This is a genomic window from Niallia sp. FSL R7-0271 (assembly GCF_038005785.1).
Classification (GTDB): Bacteria; Bacillota; Bacilli; order Bacillales; family Cytobacillaceae; genus Niallia.
In genome coordinates this window covers 2,434,914-2,452,560 of record NZ_JBBOTZ010000001.1, presented here as the reverse complement: position 1 = coordinate 2,452,560, position 17,647 = coordinate 2,434,914, and the positions used below count along the sequence as shown (strand labels likewise).

Sequence of the window (17,647 nt, the reverse complement as noted above, 5' to 3'; positions counted from 1 at the left end):
GAGGGATTTTTCTGCTTATTTATATCCCCCTCTCCCTAAAAAGGAGGAAAAGTATTGAAAACAACAAGTGATTTTATCAAAATGAAAAATGCCGAAAAAATCAGCATGGTAACAGCCTATGATTATCCATCTGCCAAGCAGGCGGCCAAGGCAGGTGCTGATATGCTGCTAGTCGGTGATTCTGTCGGAATGGTAGTCCTCGGTTATGAATCTACTGTTTCTGTGACAATGGAGGATATGATTCACCATGGCAAAGCAGTGAGACGGGGAGCTAAAGATACATTTATCGTGATTGATATGCCGTTTATGAGCTATCATTTGTCAGACCGTGACACATTAATTAATGCCACAAGACTGATTCAGGAAACAGGAGCAAATGCCGTCAAGATCGAAGGAGCAAATGATGTGATCGACAAAATACGTTTACTCACAAATGCCGGTATTCCTGTGATGGCCCATCTTGGGTTAACACCTCAGTCTGTAGGTGTATTAGGCGGTTATAAAGTGCAAGGGAAAAGCATGGAAGATGCTATGCAACTGCTTGAGGATGTAAAAAAATGCGAGGAAGCTGGGGCTTTTTCCATCGTTTTAGAATGTATCCCCATGCAGCTGGCGAAGGAAGCAGCAGAAAGGTTGACGATTCCAGTTATCGGAATTGGAGCTGGTCGAGATACAGACGGGCAAGTGCTCGTTTATCATGACATCATTTCATATGGAGTGGACAGAGTCGCTAAATTCGTCAAGCAGTACACAAATGTAGATGAACCGATTCTTCATGCGCTTCAGCAATATGTGAAAGAAGTGAAAGCTTCGGCATTCCCGGAAACAAAGCACAGCTATACGATGAACGAAGACGTATTAGAAGGACTGTATGGAGGGAAACGATGAAAGTTATTCATTCAAAAACAGAGATGCAGCAATTGGCACTGCAATTAAAAAAACAACAAAAAACAATTGGATTTGTGCCGACGATGGGCTATTTGCATGAAGGTCATCGTGCCCTCCTTCAAGAAGCAAGAGATGATAATGAAGTGGTTGTTTTGAGCGTGTTTGTTAATCCGCTTCAATTCGGACCGAATGAAGACTTGGATTCTTATCCAAGAGCGATTGAACAGGATAAGAAGGCAGCTGAAGAAGAAGGGGTTGATTATTTATTTCTTCCAACGACAGAAGAGATGTATCCACACACACCTTCCGTTACTGTCCATGTCCAAAAAAGGGCAGATATACTGTGCGGCAGCAGCAGGCCAGGACACTTTGACGGTGTTGCGACTGTTTTAACAAAGCTGTTTCAGTTAATTCAGCCTGATAATGTCTATTTCGGCAAAAAGGATGCCCAGCAAGTCGCTGTCGTTGCCGGACTTATTGAAGATTTTCATTTTCCAGTTAAGCTGCATGCTGTTCAAACAGTCAGAGAAGAGGATGGATTGGCGAAAAGCTCACGAAATGTGAAGCTTTCTCCTGTGGAAAGAAAAGAAGCAGGCATTCTTTATCAGACTCTTTCAATCGCAAGAGAAGAACTGATTAAAGGGAATCATCATCTAAAACCGTTAGTCATCAAATTGCAGGAACGCATTGAAAAAGAGACGAGCGGGAAAGTCGATTATTTGGAAATTCTCACCTATCCTGAACTCGAGGCACCATCTGTATGGGAGGGAACTTTCATTATCGCAATAGCCGTCCGTTTCCCAAGTGCCAGATTAATCGATAATATCATCTTTGATTTATAAACAGAAAAATAGGGCAAAAGGAGCAAAACACATGTTTCGAACGATGATGAATGGAAAAATTCATAGAGCGACTGTCACGGAAGCTAATTTGAACTATGTTGGAAGCATCACAATAGATGAGGATATAATGGATGCGGTCGGTATGCTTGCAAACGAAAAGGTGCAGATTGTTAATAATAATAATGGCGCACGTTTGGAAACATATATCATTCCCGGACAAAGAGGGAGCGGAACAATATGCTTGAACGGAGCCGCAGCAAGATTGGTGCAAGTTGGGGACACGGTAATAATTATTTCTTATGCGTTAATGAGCGATGAACAAGCTCACAGCCATAAGCCGAAGGTCGCGATTATGGGCGAGAACAACCGAATTGTTGAATTGTTGAGACAGGAACCGGAAAAGACAATTATTTAAACTTAAAAGGCTTTTTGTTATAATTCTTGCATTATGTAAAAGCTAGTAATGCGCGAGAAGAGGAACAAAAGGCCTTTTTTGCTGCCATCGTCTTAGTGCATTGCAGCAAAATCCAACGGCTAAACGGGCAATTATAATGAAGTAAATTCTTTTCCTTTTCTCCATTTTATGATACCGTTTGAATGACTGAAAGTTAGAGGTGGATGCAATGGGGAATAAATATGTGGTGGTCGATTTGGAGACAAATGGGAATTCACCTAAAAAAGGAGATCGGATCATTCAGTTCGCGGCAGTCGTGATCGAGGATGGGAAAATAGTAGAGGAGTATTCCTCCCTGTTGAATCCTCTGCAGCCGATTTCACCATTTATAGAGGAACTTACAGGCATTAATGACGAAATGGTCGAAGCTGCCCCGTTATTTGAAGAAATAGCTGAAAAGGTGCAGTCCTTATTAAAGGAAGCCTATTTTGTTGCACATAATGTCATGTTTGATTTGACTTTTTTATCGGATGAATTAGAGCAGGCTGGGTTTGAAGCATTTTATGGTCCGATTATTGATACAGTGGAAATGGCTAGAATCCTGTTTCCGACAGCAGACAGCTATAAGCTGACAGATTTGGCCATTCAAGAAAATATTGAACATAATCGTCCGCATCAAGCGGATAGTGACGCCTATGTAACGGCAGAGCTTCTATTAATTATGCTGAATAAGATACAAGGCTTGCCGCTAGCAACAATTAGACAATTAGAGGGTTTAAGCGGCGCGTTAAAAAGCGATCTTGATCAGCTGCTAGACAATATCGCTATTCAAAAGGAGAGTAAGCTGCCCTATATTCGAGAAGGGCTGGAGCTGTACAGAGGATTGGCACTTCGATCAGATGAAAAGGATAAGTCAGCAAAGAGCAAGCAAGAATACATAGATTTTGACAGGAATGAAGTAGAAAACAGGATGACGCAAGTGCTGCCTAACTATGTTACAAGATTAGGGCAGCAGGAAATGATCACAGATGTTCTTCACTGTTTTCAAACAGATCTTCACGGTTTAATTGAGGCTGGAACAGGTGTGGGTAAATCACTTGCTTATTTAATAGCAGCTGCATTTTTTGCGAAAAAAGAAAACAAACAAATCGTTGTTAGCACTTTTACTACACAGTTGCAGGAACAGCTTACCCGCAAGGACTTGCCGCTCTTAGCGGAAATTCTTCCATTTGCTGTTGGATATACGGTGCTAAAAGGACGCAATCATTATATCAGTTTAGATAAATTTGAGGTTTCCCTTAAAGAGCAGGATGACAATTACGATGTGATTTTAACAAAAATGCAAATCCTGATCTGGCTTACAGAAACGAAAACAGGAGATAAGGATGAACTGAACCTGTCAAGCGGCGGTATGAAATACTGGCATAAAATTAAAAATGACGGTAATTTTTCTCTGTCTTTTTCTAAAGAATGGGCACCGAAGGATTTTTATCGGCGGACAAGAAATGCAGCGCAAAAAGCGGATATTATCATTACAAACCATGCGCTGTTGTTACAAGACTTGTCTGGAGACAAAGGGCTGCTTCCGAATTATGAATATGCGGTCATTGATGAAGGCCATCACTTTGAAAAGAATGCCACGAAACATTTTGGCCATCAATTCTCTTATTTCGGCACAAAAATGAGCATTCAATCGATAGGAACATATGAGCAGAAGCAGCTCTTTTACAAGCTGTATTCAAAAGAGAAGAATTTGGAGTACACAGATAAAAAGAAGCTGAACAGACTGCTTTCCGATTTGCCGCTTGAACTAGAGGAGCTGTTTAGAACTATCTTCCGCTATGCGAAAAAAACTGGCGGCAAATCGAACAGCCCTAAAGCGAGCATCCGCATCAAAAGAGACGATTCCATTCAGTGGCAGCAAGTAGAGATTGTTGCAGAGCGGTTCATCTTTTTGCTGAAGGATTGTAAAGATGCGATTATACAATTAGTGGACGCTCTATACAGCACACATGATGCAGCTCCCCTTAGTGCAGACCAAGTAATGGCTGCAGACAGAATAAAGGCAATTATGGATGAATGGGATAAATACATGCTGACACTGCGCCATATTTTTTTACGGGAGGAAGACAGCATTGCTTGGCTTGAAGTCGACTGGAAAAACTTTCCGAATCAGGCTATTCTCTACGCCCAGCCTCATTCTGTAGCGGAAATACTTCAGCAGACCCTTTTTGCTCGGAAGAAAAGTGTCGTGTTTGCTTCTGCGACATTGACGGTTAACAACCATTTTGAATACTATGCAAACGGACTCGGGCTTTCCAGTATTAAGCATTTGGAGAAGCAGATTCCTTCTCCGTTTGAGTATGATAAGCAAGTCAGACTGATTGTACCAGATGAGGTTCCAGATATAAATAATGTGCCGCTTGATGAATATATCGAGGCAGTAACAGGACATATCATTTCCATTGCAGAAGCTACAAGCGGGCGGATGCTGATTTTATTTACGTCCAATGAGATGCTGAAGAAGACGTATGAAATGATTAAAGCAAGAGGAAGCCTGCCAGATTATGCGATATTGGCTCAAGGAATTACAACTGGCAGCAGAATGAGGCTGACGAGGAATTTTCAGCGCTATGACAAGGCGATTTTGCTTGGCACGAACAGCTTCTGGGAAGGAATTGATATTCCGGGAGAGGATCTGACCTGTTTAATTATTGTAAGACTTCCGTTCTCCTCTCCAGATGAGCCGTTGAATGAAGCCAAGAATGAACGTATTAAGTCTATGGGCGGCAATCCGTTTTTGGAAAACAGCTTACCAGAAGCAGTCTTAAGATTTAAGCAAGGATTCGGCAGGCTGATTAGGACCGAAACAGATAAAGGGTTTATTGTAATCCTGGACAGAAGAATCATAACAACCACTTATGGAGAGCTCTTTTTAGAGTCCATTCCCAAAGTGCCCGTAATCAGAAAGAAGTTAGATGAAATTGAATTTTTTATCAAGGAATGGATTTAATGGATACTGTATTGTGTTAAAATAATAGACGAAATATCCAAGCAGTCTTTATACTAGAGGCTGGAGCTAAGACTCCGGCCTCTATGAAAAATAAAAAACATAAATAAAGAAGTGATGAAATGAAAAAGTGGATTTGGTCTTTTGTCGGCCTGGCAGTTGTTGTACTCGGAATTGTCATCTATACATATACAACAGCTCATCAGCCAGTATCCAAGGCTCGTGAGACCGCAGAAAAAATAGCAAAAGAAGAAGCAGGCCTTGTCAGCATGGATAATTTTTCTCTCTATAACGGCAATGACAGTTACTACGTAGTAGAAGGAAAAAATAAGGATAAGGAAGATATCGTTGTGTGGATTGAAGAAAAAAGCCATGCGGTGACGGTCAAAAATAAAAAAGATGGGCTGACAAAACAGCAAGTCATTAATAAACTATCATCGGAGAGGGAGCTTTCATCCATTGATACAGTCCGTCTTGGCATGCTTGAAGGTCTTCCTGTTTGGGAAGTGTACGCCCACACAGATGATGATTTAATCAATTATTTTTATTTTGATTATGAAACAGGAGAATTGCATAGAAATATTGAAAATATTTAGAAGTGTACAAAATTTTAGCAAGCATTACGCCATTAAGCTAAAAAAAGGGCTCTCTTAACAGAGAGCTTCGCAGGAATATATCTGAATTTTTTAAAGAATGGTATTTGGAGGAGAAAAACAATGAATGTTCAATTAGCAAAAAGAGTAAGTGCTTTAACCCCATCAACGACTCTTGCGATTACGGCAAAAGCGAAATCCTTGAAGGAAGAGGGACATGATGTCATCGGATTGGGAGCAGGCGAACCTGATTTCAACACTCCTCAAAATATCATCGATGCAGCTGTGAAAAGCATGAATGAAGGTCACACAAAATACACGCCGGCAGCTGGCCTGCCGCTTTTGAAAAAAGCGATTATCAACAAGCTGCAAAGAGACCAAGGCCTAAGCTATGAGCCTAATCAAATCATTGTTACGAACGGAGCAAAACACGGCTTATACACATTATTTCAAGTGCTGCTAGATGAAGGGGATGAAGTAATCATTCCTATTCCTTATTGGGTAAGCTATCCGGAACAAGTAAAGCTTGCTGATGGTGTGCCGGTTTTTGTAAATGGAGTGGAGGAGAACGAGTTCAAGATTACTCCTGAACAGCTGAAATCAGCTATTACACCAAGAACAAAAGCAGTGATTATAAATTCGCCAAGCAATCCGACAGGCATGATTTATTCGAAAGAAGAATTGCTTGCCCTTGGAGAGATTTGTCTAGAGCATAATATTCTGATTATTTCAGATGAAATATATGAAAAATTGGTATACGGAGATAATGAGCATGTTTCCATTGCTTCTCTTTCTCCAGAGCTGAAGGAAGCGACTATTGTCATCAATGGTGTGTCAAAATCCCACAGCATGACAGGCTGGCGCATCGGCTATGCAGCAGGGAATAAAGCAATTATTTCCGCTATGACAAACCTTGCGAGCCACAGCACTTCCAATCCAACAACTCCTTCCCAATATGCAACGATTGAAGCATATGAGGGGCCGCAAGACTCTCTGGAAGAGATGAAAGCTGCATTTAGCGAAAGGCTTGATATCATCCATAAGAAACTGAATGATATCCCTGGGATTACTTGTCTGAAGCCGAATGGCGCATTCTACTTATTCCCTAATATTGAGAAAGCGGTCGAGCTTACTGGATACGCAGATGCAGATAAGTTCGCAACTGCTTTGCTGGAAGAAGCGCTAGTAGCAGTTATCCCAGGATCAGGGTTTGGTGCTGATAACTATATTCGCTTATCTTATGCAACATCATTGGAATTGCTTGAGAAGGCTGTGGATAGAATTCATCGCTTTGTTGAAAGCAAAGCAGCAAAAGAAACGGTATAAAACGATGAAGCGGCAGGCTGGACCTGCCGCTTTTTTTGTACTGCGAACAGAATTTTCTGCAAAATAATCCTTTCAGCGATTATGTTGATTGTGATTGTCAAGAAGGGTATAATGTTATGATAGATAGCAAGTAAAACTATGTAAAAATGACTCGGCATTTGTAAAGAAATGTTGCATTTTTAACGGAAATTCCTAAAGCATGCTCATGCTTTAGCTTTAATTTAACCCTTGGGTTTGCTATTACATATCATTTTGATTTTATCGTTTTTGGAGGAGTATATTGTGATTAAATCAACTATAGCTGAATTACCGAAACATGTTGATAAAGAAGTAAAACTAGGTGCTTGGATTGCTAATAAGCGTTCAAGCGGCAAAATCGCCTTTTTACAGCTGCGTGACGGCACAGGTTTTGTGCAAGGTGTAGTGGTGAAAAGTGATGTGGCTGAAGAAGTTTTCCAAGCTGCGAAGTCTGTAACACAGGAATCATCTGTTTATGTTACTGGAAAGGTACAAAAGGATGAGCGCTCACCATTCGGTTATGAGCTTCTTGTTACTGGCGTTGAGGTAATCCATACATCTGTAGATTACCCGATTACACCAAAAGAGCACGGAACAGAGTTCTTAATGGACAACCGCCATTTATGGCTTCGTTCAAAACGTCAGCACGCTGTTATGAAAATCAGAAATGAAATCATCCGTGCGACCTATCAATTCTTTAACGAAAATGGCTTCTCGAAAGTCGATCCGCCAATTTTGACAGGCAGTGCTCCAGAAGGTACAACAGAATTATTTGCAACTAAATATTTCGATGAAGATGCTTACCTTTCTCAAAGCGGACAGCTGTATATGGAAGCAGCAGCAATGGCATTAGGAAAAGTATTCTCATTTGGCCCGACATTCCGCGCAGAAAAATCTAAAACACGCCGTCATTTAATTGAGTTTTGGATGATCGAGCCGGAAATGGCTTTTTATGAGTTCGAAGACAACTTAGTTGTTCAAGAGGAATATGTCTCCTTTATCGTTCAATCTGTTTTGGCAAATTGCCAGCTTGAATTGAAAACATTGGGAAGAGATGTGTCCAAGCTTGAACAAATTAAAGCGCCATTCCCAAGAATCAGCTATGATGATGCAATTAAATTATTGCATGAAAAAGGCTTTGATGATATTCAATGGGGAGATGACTTTGGGGCACCTCATGAAACAGCAATTGCTGAAACTTACGATAAGCCTGTTTTCATTACGCATTACCCAACATCACTAAAACCATTCTACATGCAGCCAGACCCTAACAGGGACGATGTTGTTTTATGTGCTGACTTGATTGCACCTGAAGGCTATGGTGAGATTATCGGCGGCTCTGAGCGTATTCATGATATGGACTTGCTTGAAAAACGTGTTCAGGAACATAACTTGGATGCAGAAACATATAAATGGTATTTAGAGCTTCGTAAATACGGTTCTGTGCCACATTCCGGTTTTGGTTTAGGGTTAGAAAGAACAGTAGCATGGATTAGCGGTGTAGAACATGTCCGTGAAACGATTCCGTTCCCAAGATTGTTAAACCGTTTGTACCCATAATAATAAACATAAAAGGGAAGAATGCATCGATTAGAGATGATCCATGCATTCTCCCTTTCGTTTTTTTAGAAGGACACTTGTGTTTCCTTCAATTGCCTGTATATCCACGATACAAGCAGTACCCTTTTGTATGCTATACTAGATTAGAGGTGTTACAATGAATAAATCAGTTATGCTAAAATGGCTCCAAGAAGGAAACATCCATATTCCAACCACACTTCTAACCCATTATCATGCACTTAAACTTAATGAAAAGGAACTAGTTCTTTTGCTTCAAGTTCTTGCTTTTTTAGATAAAGGAAATGAATTTCCGACTCCGACAGAAATTGCAGCAAATATGTCTATTGATGCAGTGGAATGTCATGAACTGCTAAGTCAGCTTATTCGCCGAGGATATATCGCTATTATGGACGGCGAAAATGATCATGGCATCCGCTTTGAGCGTTATTCTGTAGAACCGCTTTGGGAAAAGCTGATTGATGAATATTTGGCTGCAGATAAAAAAGAAGAAGCAGTGCTCGATCAGAAAAAAGAAACAGATCTTTACACATGCTTTGAACAAGAGTTCGGCAGACCGCTTTCGCCGTTTGAAATTGAGACTTTAGGTATGTGGATTGACGATGATCACCATGATACAGTCATCATTAAAGCTGCCTTAAAAGAGGCTGTTATTTCTGGGAAACTGAACTTCCGCTATATTGACCGAATATTATTTGAGTGGAAGAAAAACGGTATTAAGACAATACAGCAGGCCAAAAGCCACGGAAAGAAGTTCCGTTCTTTTCAAAACAGCAACAAGGAGCAGGAAGAAGCACCAACAAAGTCTGTTCCCTTTTACAATTGGCTGGAACAGTAACATTTTAGAGACTGTTAAAATTCTCTTTTCTTTAAGGAAAATAAGAATGACAGTCTTTTCTTGTGTGAACTATCAAACTATTAAATGGAAAAATCATGTGAGCCAAAGAGCATCTCTTTGGCGAAAACTAGCAAAAAGGGCTGAAGAACATGTTGAAAAAAGATCAGATTAGACATTGTCTTGATGTGATGGGCGAAATGTTCCCAGAAGCACATTGCGAGCTTGTCCATGCAAATCCGTTTGAATTAGTCATTGCAGTTGCTTTATCTGCACAATGTACGGATGCACTAGTTAATAAGGTTACGAAAAACTTGTTTCAGAAATATAAAACGCCAGAAGATTATTTGAGTGTTCCGTTAGAAGAGCTTCAAAATGATATTCGGTCTATTGGCCTATTTCGAAACAAGGCGAAAAATATTCAAAAGCTGTGCCAAATGCTACTGGAGAACTATAATGGCGAAGTGCCGAAAGACAGGGATGAATTAATTAATCTTCCTGGGGTAGGAAGAAAGACCGCAAATGTTGTTGTGTCTGTTGCCTATAATATTCCGGCAATTGCTGTTGATACACATGTGGAAAGGGTAAGTAAAAGGCTTGGTTTTTGCCGCTGGAAGGACTCTGTTCTTGAGGTAGAGAAAGCGCTGATGAAAAAGGTGCCAGAAGAAGAATGGTCAGTCACTCATCATCGCATGATATTCTTCGGCAGATACCATTGTAAAGCCCAAAATCCTCAATGTGAGGCTTGTCCGCTGCTGACAGAATGCAGAGAAGGCAAAAAAAGAATGAAAAAGGCCGGTGTCCTTGTATGACAAGTCTCGTTATAGTGGATATTCCTGCGGAAATTAAGCATATTGCTCTTGATCCGAAAGAAGGGAAGCTAGAGGTGTATGATACGGAAAGCTTTCAAGTAAATCGGCCTTTTATGCATGAGGCAGCTTATTACCACGGGCTGAACACTCTTTACCCATGGCATCCTGACGAGCAAAAAGCTTGTATAACAGCCATTTTTAATCTTTGGAAAGAAAAAAGGACAGAGATAGAGGCTGCGATTCAAAAAAAGATAAGGACGTAACCGTACGTACAGTCAAAACAGGGGTCCGTCTTTTCCTTGAATGTTTGTACTGGACGAATGACAGTCCTGTTCATCTGCAAAAGGGCCTTATTGCAAACGAGCTGTCGGTTAAGCCCTTTAATGCAGAAGAGAGGCTTACCTTTATTTTATCAAGACCTGGAGGCTACCATTCCTACCGCCAGCTGGATGAGCTGTTTAAAGAACTGGAAAAACAGTTTGCGATAAAAATGATTAAACGCAAATAAAAAATCGTTCCCCTTCAAAAGGAGAACGATTTTTTTATTATGGCGTTGTGGCGCTTTGCTCTGATTGGTCTGCAGAAGAATCATCTGTCTGTGTGGACTCATCCGCCTCATTCTCATCAGGCTCGTTTTCGTCAGGTTCGTTTTCATCTGCTTCCTCATCTGAGTTATTGCCGTTGTTACCATTACCGTTGCCATTATTATTGTTGTTACCATTACCATTACCATTACCGTTATTGCCATTTTCATTGTTGCTGTTGTCGGTTTCCTCTTCACCTGTATTTTCATCATCGGTCGTTTGGCCATCGTCAACTGTTTCATTTTCTTCCTCTGCAGGCTGTTCTTCCACCTTGGCAGGAATTTTGACCGATGCTGATACAGCGTCGCTTGTCATGTCACCGCTCTTAGCTGTAATGGTGAATGAATACGTGCTGTCAGGATCTGGTTTGGCAATCTTAATGCTCGTATCAGATGTTGTTGTAAGCTGTTCAGAAGCGCCGCCGTTAATGCTGACACTTACATCAAACTTCACATCACTTGTATCACCGTAGCTCCAAGACACATTTACTTGATCATTGTCTTTATCATAGGAAGCTTTAGCATTTTTAGCTGGATCAAGCTTATTGTATTTCTCAGATACTTTCTGGACGATATTGCCTTTGACCGCATATTCAGTCATGATTTGACTGCTTGGCGTGTAGCTGCTCGCAAGTCGTGCTGGATATGTGCCTTTTTCGATGCTGACTTTTTCCACGCTGTCAGGCATTTTGAAATCAGCTGTTTCTACATCCTGCGAAATATATTGCATGATGTTTTTAAATAGCAGCTGGGCAATCCGCTGGTCATTGCTGACAGTATTGGAGCGCAAGTAATTTTTCCTCTCAGCGTATCCAGTCCAGACGGCCATCGTGTAATTCGTTGTATATCCTGCGAACCAGGCATCAGGTGACGCACCGGCCGGAATTCCATATTTTTGCATCTCATCAGATGAATAGTTTGTCGTACCGGTTTTTCCTGCCAGCGGCAAGCCTGGAATATTAGCAGTAGATCCTGTGCCATATGCTGAGTTAACAACACTTTTCAGCATATCTGTAATCATAAACGCTGTGTAATCCTGCATGGCCACTTCAGATTCTGGCTCCATATTGATTTTCGTGCCATCATTCAGCTTAAAGTAGCGAACAGCATGAGGGGTATTGTATACACCTTCATTACCAAATGCACTGTATGCACCTGCAAGCTGAAGTGTGGTAATCCCTTTATCTTCCCCGCCGATTCCTCCAATTGAATAGGATTCATATGCGTTCTTAAGAGGGATACCCAAGTTGTTGGCAAACTCTTTCGCATTATCAGCACCAGCTGCACGGAATGCTTCTAATGCCGGGATGTTTCTGGATCTTGCCAACGCCTCACGGATGGACATTGAACCAAGAAACTTATTATCAAAGTTATTGATTGGTGTTTTGGCAGCATCATTATACGTTGTCGGTTTATCCTCAATCGTTTCATATGTGCCCCATTTTAAATATTCTATTGCTGGACCATAGTCTAGGATCGGTTTAATAGTCGAACCAGGCTGACGCGGATTTTCTGTTGCATAGTTGAAGCCGAGCTTCACATCAGGATCACGGTCGCCGCCAAGTGCGAGAATGCCGCCTGTTTTCGTATCAAGCAATGTAATCCCTGCTTGGAACTCCTCATCCGGGAATTCAACGATATTGCCTTCATACATCACCTGATCTACATAATCTTGAGCTTTCGTATCTAAAGTTGTATGAATTTCCAATCCGTCTGTATATACATTGACATCTGGGTATTTTTCTTCAATTTCAGCAATGACTTGCTTAATGTATGGATCGTATTTCATATCAGACGTTTCTCTGTTATCTTCCGCTACAAGAGAGTCTGCAAGCGGTGTTGCCTGAGCTTCTTTCATTTCCGCTTCTGATATATATCCATGCTGGTTCATCAGCGACAAGACGATATTGCGGCGCTGTTCAGCACGGTCCGGGTTTTTGAACGGATTATAAGCGTTCGGTGCCTGTGGCATTCCGGCAAGCGTCGCTGCTTCTGGCAATGTCAGCTCATCTAGTTCTTTGTCAAAATATACCTTTGCCGCAGTTTTAATTCCGCTCATATTCTCAGACATGAAAATCTTGTTTACATACATTTCGAAGATTTCCTGCTTTGTATACTTGCGTTCAAGCTGAATGGCAAGCCATGCTTCCTGCGCTTTTCGCGACAGCGTTTTTTGCGGCTGGTTGAAGAAGAAGTTCTTTACAACCTGCTGTGTGATTGTACTTGCACCTTCTGAACCAAAACCGTTGGTGAAGTTCGCGATAACCGCACCGCCTAAACGGATTGGATCAATTCCATGATGCTCAAAGAATCGGGAGTCTTCTGTTGCGATAACCGCATTTTTCACAAGGTCTGGGATATCTTCATATTGGACATAATCTCTGTTAACAGCCCCAATCTTCTCAATAGGGTTATCATCCTTGTCATAGATAGTTGAAGAGATGGAGTCCTTTAAGACGCTTTCATCAAGCTCCGGAGCATCCTTCACCATGACAGCAAATGTGATGCCGCCTGCAATAATGCCGACTATACCAAGGCTGATCAGCACAAGGAAAATCCGTTTAAAGATCTGCTTGGCGCCTTTTTTGTTCTTTTGCTTTTTATCTTTAGGCTTTTTCTCCTTCGTTTTTTTAGTATTCGCCGATTGGAGCTGCCTGCGCCGCTCCTCTCTCGTTTGGTATTTATCTGTCATACTAGTTCCTACCTTTCTTTTCCAAAAACAAACAACAAAGATATCGCTTAATCGAAGCTATAAAGATAATCTATTACTCTAATATAGTCAATCCTCGCCTGAAAGCCAAGTGCTATCGGATGGGCAGTGTTTATTAGCTCTTCCTTCGTTATGGACTTTCTTCCTCCATCTAGCATTCTATCCCAATAAATGAAGAGCTTTTCTGCCTCTAAATAGAATATCTCATCTGATGAAGAAAATCGAATAATTACAAAACAGATTCCATTTTGGTCACAAACAGACCGCATATGTTTGATTTGGTGGTCATGGAAGTTATTCAGGGGAAAAGAGGTCCCGTGCTTTGTTTCCTTAGCCTCAAAATCAATGTATTTGCCTTTATATACCCCATTATAGTCTGTTGTAGATGCCTGTTTAAAGTAAGCCTCTTTTATGACTGCCGCGCTTCTTTTCGGGTAGTCAACCTTTACGATTTGTAATGGAGTTGGCTTTTTGTGGATGACTGCTTTGCCCAGTTCTAAGTAGTATTGGTTTGTTATGTTGATATCTTCTTCAAGTGTCATGCCCCGGTTGCTGTAGCTGTGCTTTTTGCTGGCGGAGCTGTTCGTTTTTAATTTAGGTATATACTTTTTTCCGTTTGGATAATGAAGTTTCACATTTTCACCTCGCAGCTTTTAACCCTAAGAAAGAATAACTTCATGATAACAACAAACAATATAACATAATTTCTGAAAAAGAGGTGTCTTTTGTGGTAGGTATAAATGAGCATTTCTTATCAACTGAAGAGAAGGAGCTAATAAAAGACATACGCTGTTTAACAGAAAAAAATAACTTAGATAATATTACGAGAACAGACAGTTATCTCGAATATTATACCATGAATAAAGAAATCCAATGGTCACTCCTTGCAAGCCTCGTGTCAAGGAATGCAGGCTGGAATATGTGCGACTTGGCTGGAAGCTGGTTTCCCTTGTCTTTAAACGAGAAAACTCGCCTCAATTTATTTGCTACGTATGAACGGGCAAACTGGATGATTTTTCAAGATGCATACCCACAGCTGCTTCTCTATGAGTATTCGACGAAAAGAAGAGCGCCAATGTTTCATTTACTTAAATATTTTTCTGTTTCCACTTTTATGGAAAAGGAATGGCAGCATTATTGGCAGTATCGGAATAAAAAAAGGCTTGTCTTCAGCCTGATCATCAATGAACAGAATGTCATTGAAAAACCAATCATTAAAAATAAGCTGTTCCAAAAAGAGGTTTTTCATACATTCGCCTATAGGTTTCAAGATTTCTGGCATTTCAGTTCCGTGTTTTTCCCAACACTTAATGGAGACATATATGGAAGGAGTGTCTCATCATTCAGCTCATTGGATCGCCGCATTCAGCTTGGCAAAGAATTATATGCCATTTTGTTTAATACAAGGCTAAATGAGTCTTTTCTGCAATTTGCACTAAATATACCACATACAGGTTCACGGGCTGATTATGAAAAATATGTTTACCCTCGGCACCGCAAAAACACGCCCATGCTTAGGACGAGCTATCCTGTTTTTATACAAAAGGAAACGAGCGGCAATGATTGGAGTATCCATACAAGAGTGAAGGCCAAATGGAAAAAAGACAGTGTGCAAGTGGAACTAGCGCCTATGACAGAGTGGTACAAAAGAAAACAGGAAAAGCTTCACAGGATGATAAAGCTAGAAACTTTTCTTGCTGGCATTTTTTAAACTAGAGAAGCTTTGCTGTCGAAATGAAGAAGGTCGATTGGAGAATTCCCGCTTTCTTTGACGAATCCCTTCTAGTTTTGTCAGGCATGCAGGACTTAACAGGGAAACAGAGAAATCAGTATACACAATAAGCATGGAGGGGATTAGATGTCTGTTTATAATAAAGAGGAATTGATGAATTTACTGGAAGGAATACAGGAAGACTTAGTAGAACTCGACCAGTTATTACAGGATAGGAATACTGCCTTGACTAACGACATCATGCTGCATGAACAAACGCTCGACCGCTTGGAAGGAGCGTTGGCCTCCTTTGAAGACAGATGCATATCTTCTCAAAACGAATCAGATTATAATCAACACCAACCGTATATGAGCAGCCTTTCATTAAAACTTGAACTAGGATCATAAATTCACTAAAATAAAGAAAAACATGTTTTACGTTATATTGGAGTGCAGCTATGACAAATTTTCAGCGTTTAAAAGAGCTTACAGAAGAATTACAAGAAAGTGCTAATTACTTGGTTGACATCTTTCAAAAAGTAAAATCGACAGGAGAAAGCGAAGATTTTTACGAGGTTGTCAGACCATATGCCAATAAAGTGGCAGAATGGAATGCCGAATGGAAGGATCTTGCTGAAGAGTGGGTGAAAACAGAAAAACCCCTTTATCTGCATCCAAGCCAAATAAGCACAGCTTCTGATCATCTGGAGGTTATCTCGATACAAGCCTTTTTCAAGGAGACGAGTAAAAAAAGATTTTTAGATTCAGCAAAATCAGTGCAATTTATTTTACAGACTGTTTTAGACAGACTGTAAAAAAAGATAACCATAATGTTTCTGCCGTTTATGAAGCTGTATAAAACCAGCCTCAAAATAAGGAGCATTATTTTTTTTTGCTTCCTTTTCCCTTTTAGCAGTTAGGCACCATCTAGGCATTTTATACATAAGATAAAAGAGGGCTGCATGAATAGGAGGGGATATATATGCATCAAAACATAAATATGCATGGACATTTAACAAACAGTGGGCGTGCTTATATGAACGGCTATGCTTCTCACCCCCAAAACGTCCAAACGTTTGACCGTACATTTAATCCATATATGAATCAAGGATGGAACCCAATGATGAATCAGCATTATCCAGGGTATTACGGTAATGATGTGAACCAGCAGCATCAAGCTTTTGGCGGTTATGAGCAAAGCTATTTTCATCCGCAAAATGCTTATAAGCCAAATACCCAAAATGTGTTTCAAAACCCGCTTCACCAGCAAGAAGAAATGTATCAGCCGATGATGCAGCAAAGCATGCACCAGCAGTATATGAATCCATATCCGAAACAATCGTTTAACCAGAAAAAACAAGGCAATTTCAAAGGCTTTATGAACTCATTTAAATCACAGGACGGGTCCTTAGACTTCAATAAGATGCTAGATACAGCTGGAATGATGATGAACGCCATGAACCAAGTAACAGGAGTTGTCAAAGGTGTTGGAGGAATATTTAAAGTATAGTCATCTGTGAAAAAAAACTTGCTGCAGATAGCAGCAAGTTTTTGCTTTTTCTTTTCACCTTACCAGCGATTAGCTTTTGCATTTCGACGTAGGATAAGATTATTCCTAGACATTTCCGTATGCCCGTTTACTTGCGACTTGGAACGTTTAGGTCTAGTCCAATTATGATGAAATAGCTCAGAATGAGGATCCAAATTATCTTTGTAACTCATCAAATCACCTCTTAGCAGGATTTAAAGAAAAAGGAATGCCCAAAAAGGAATGATCCTTTATGGAACATTCTTTAGTATGCGTCTAATTCAAATTTTTACTCTAAAACAGTTATCTATTATGAAAGGATATTTATTTTTTTACCTTTTTGTTTTTTGACTCGTATTGTTAAAAGACCGTTCTGATAGGAAGCTTTCACTTTCTTTTCATCAATAATATAGGGAAGAGCGATTGTTCGGGAGCTTTTTTTGTAAGTTTGGCTTTTATGAACGAGTTGCTGGTTTTCATTCTCCTCTTGCACTAATTCTAAATGGGTGACACTGATTGTTAAACGATAATCAAATACATCAAGATGAATTTGCTCTTTATTAATACCTGCAAGCTCCGCTTTTATTATATGTTCATCTGCTGTTTCGTTGACAGAAACGGGGAAGGACATATTGGGAAAGGGATTGCTAAAGAATTCATCCATTGACTGCAGGAAATTCTTAACAGGTCTTTCTTGGAAAAATTGATTCATGGATTTTTTTATTAACTGAAACGGCTCTTGCTTTTCAGGATTGTTTTTTCTCGGTTCAAAAGGGAATTGTGATGACATGCTAGCACATCCTCCTTTATATAGGTTTT

General features: G+C 40.4%; 19 protein-coding genes. 15 read left to right on the top strand and 4 right to left on the bottom strand.

Going from position 1 to position 17,647, the window contains the following annotated elements; translation table 11 throughout:
- The first annotated feature begins 54 nt into the window (after positions 1-54).
- The 11 genes from panB to MKX82_RS12490 all read left to right on the top strand — a co-directional run bounded on the left by panB (position 55) and on the right by MKX82_RS12490 (position 10,804).
- Entirely contained in the window at positions 55-888 is an 834-nt protein-coding gene (panB, locus tag MKX82_RS12540; RefSeq protein WP_233313381.1) for a 3-methyl-2-oxobutanoate hydroxymethyltransferase, read from the top strand.
- On the top strand, positions 885-1,730 hold the full coding sequence (gene panC, locus MKX82_RS12535; RefSeq protein ID WP_237941654.1) for a pantoate--beta-alanine ligase: 846 nt from the start codon (positions 885-887) through the stop codon (positions 1,728-1,730). Before panB ends, panC begins: the two co-directional genes overlap by 4 nt.
- Positions 1,731-1,761: 31 nt before the next feature.
- Complete coding sequence (gene panD, locus MKX82_RS12530; protein ID WP_233313383.1) at positions 1,762-2,145, top strand: aspartate 1-decarboxylase; 384 nt, start codon at positions 1,762-1,764, stop codon at positions 2,143-2,145.
- Positions 2,146-2,353: 208 nt separating this feature from the next.
- Positions 2,354-5,137 carry an ATP-dependent DNA helicase DinG gene (gene dinG, locus MKX82_RS12525; protein WP_341077550.1) on the top strand — a complete coding sequence of 928 codons (2,784 nt, stop codon included), beginning with the start codon at positions 2,354-2,356 and terminating at the stop codon, positions 5,135-5,137.
- Positions 5,138-5,256: 119 nt separating this feature from the next.
- Positions 5,257-5,730, top strand: coding sequence for a cell wall elongation regulator TseB-like domain-containing protein (locus tag MKX82_RS12520; RefSeq protein ID WP_233313385.1), 474 nt, complete (start codon positions 5,257-5,259; stop codon positions 5,728-5,730).
- 120 nt (positions 5,731-5,850) lie between these two features.
- Positions 5,851-7,053, top strand: coding sequence for a pyridoxal phosphate-dependent aminotransferase (locus tag MKX82_RS12515; RefSeq protein ID WP_233313386.1), 1,203 nt, complete (start codon positions 5,851-5,853; stop codon positions 7,051-7,053).
- Between the two features lie 285 nt (positions 7,054-7,338).
- Positions 7,339-8,631: an asparagine--tRNA ligase gene (gene asnS, locus MKX82_RS12510; protein WP_233314722.1), complete on the top strand. Its 1,293-nt coding sequence runs from the start codon at positions 7,339-7,341 to the stop codon at positions 8,629-8,631.
- A 157-nt stretch (positions 8,632-8,788) separates the two neighbouring features.
- A complete protein-coding gene (locus MKX82_RS12505) occupies positions 8,789-9,487 on the top strand; it encodes a DnaD domain-containing protein (protein ID WP_237941650.1) in 699 nt (232 codons plus the stop codon).
- A gap of 149 nt (positions 9,488-9,636) precedes the next feature.
- Positions 9,637-10,296, top strand: coding sequence for an endonuclease III (gene nth, locus MKX82_RS12500; protein WP_237941649.1), 660 nt, complete (start codon positions 9,637-9,639; stop codon positions 10,294-10,296).
- Entirely contained in the window at positions 10,293-10,559 is a 267-nt protein-coding gene (locus tag MKX82_RS12495) for a hypothetical protein (protein ID WP_341077543.1), read from the top strand. Before nth ends, MKX82_RS12495 begins: the two co-directional genes overlap by 4 nt.
- Positions 10,502-10,804: a YpoC family protein gene (locus MKX82_RS12490; protein ID WP_341077541.1), complete on the top strand. Its 303-nt coding sequence runs from the start codon at positions 10,502-10,504 to the stop codon at positions 10,802-10,804. The genes MKX82_RS12495 and MKX82_RS12490 overlap by 58 nt, the downstream gene beginning before the upstream one ends.
- 37 nt (positions 10,805-10,841) lie before the next feature.
- On the opposite strand, the gene MKX82_RS12485 is transcribed toward MKX82_RS12490, so the two are convergent.
- Together MKX82_RS12485 and recU are read right to left on the bottom strand one after the other, a co-directional pair.
- Positions 10,842-13,571 carry a PBP1A family penicillin-binding protein gene (locus tag MKX82_RS12485; protein WP_341077538.1) on the bottom strand — a complete coding sequence of 910 codons (2,730 nt, stop codon included), beginning with the start codon at positions 13,569-13,571 and terminating at the stop codon, positions 10,842-10,844.
- A 47-nt stretch (positions 13,572-13,618) separates the two neighbouring features.
- Positions 13,619-14,224, bottom strand: coding sequence for a Holliday junction resolvase RecU (gene recU / locus MKX82_RS12480; RefSeq protein WP_233313391.1), 606 nt, complete (start codon positions 14,222-14,224; stop codon positions 13,619-13,621).
- A gap of 92 nt (positions 14,225-14,316) precedes the next feature.
- Between recU and MKX82_RS12475 the strand changes: the two genes are divergently transcribed.
- The 4 genes from MKX82_RS12475 to MKX82_RS12460 all read left to right on the top strand — a co-directional run bounded on the left by MKX82_RS12475 (position 14,317) and on the right by MKX82_RS12460 (position 16,810).
- Positions 14,317-15,300 (top strand): DUF2515 family protein, encoded by a 984-nt coding sequence (locus tag MKX82_RS12475; RefSeq protein WP_341077536.1) that lies wholly within the window; start codon positions 14,317-14,319, stop codon positions 15,298-15,300.
- A gap of 147 nt (positions 15,301-15,447) precedes the next feature.
- Positions 15,448-15,708, top strand: coding sequence for a hypothetical protein (locus MKX82_RS12470; RefSeq protein WP_341077533.1), 261 nt, complete (start codon positions 15,448-15,450; stop codon positions 15,706-15,708).
- Positions 15,709-15,758: 50 nt separating this feature from the next.
- Positions 15,759-16,115, top strand: a complete 357-nt coding sequence (locus tag MKX82_RS12465) for a YppE family protein (protein ID WP_233313394.1) — start codon at positions 15,759-15,761, stop codon at positions 16,113-16,115.
- 167 nt (positions 16,116-16,282) lie between these two features.
- Positions 16,283-16,810, top strand: a complete 528-nt coding sequence (locus MKX82_RS12460; protein ID WP_233313395.1) for a YppG family protein — start codon at positions 16,283-16,285, stop codon at positions 16,808-16,810.
- 59 nt (positions 16,811-16,869) lie between these two features.
- Here the strand turns inward: MKX82_RS12460 and MKX82_RS12455 are convergent, their stop codons facing one another.
- Positions 16,870-17,022 (bottom strand): YpzG family protein, encoded by a 153-nt coding sequence (locus MKX82_RS12455; protein WP_233313396.1) that lies wholly within the window; start codon positions 17,020-17,022, stop codon positions 16,870-16,872.
- Positions 17,023-17,138: 116 nt separating this feature from the next.
- Positions 17,139-17,618 (bottom strand): Hsp20/alpha crystallin family protein, encoded by a 480-nt coding sequence (locus MKX82_RS12450; RefSeq protein ID WP_233313397.1) that lies wholly within the window; start codon positions 17,616-17,618, stop codon positions 17,139-17,141.
- Positions 17,619-17,647: the final 29 nt, after the last annotated feature.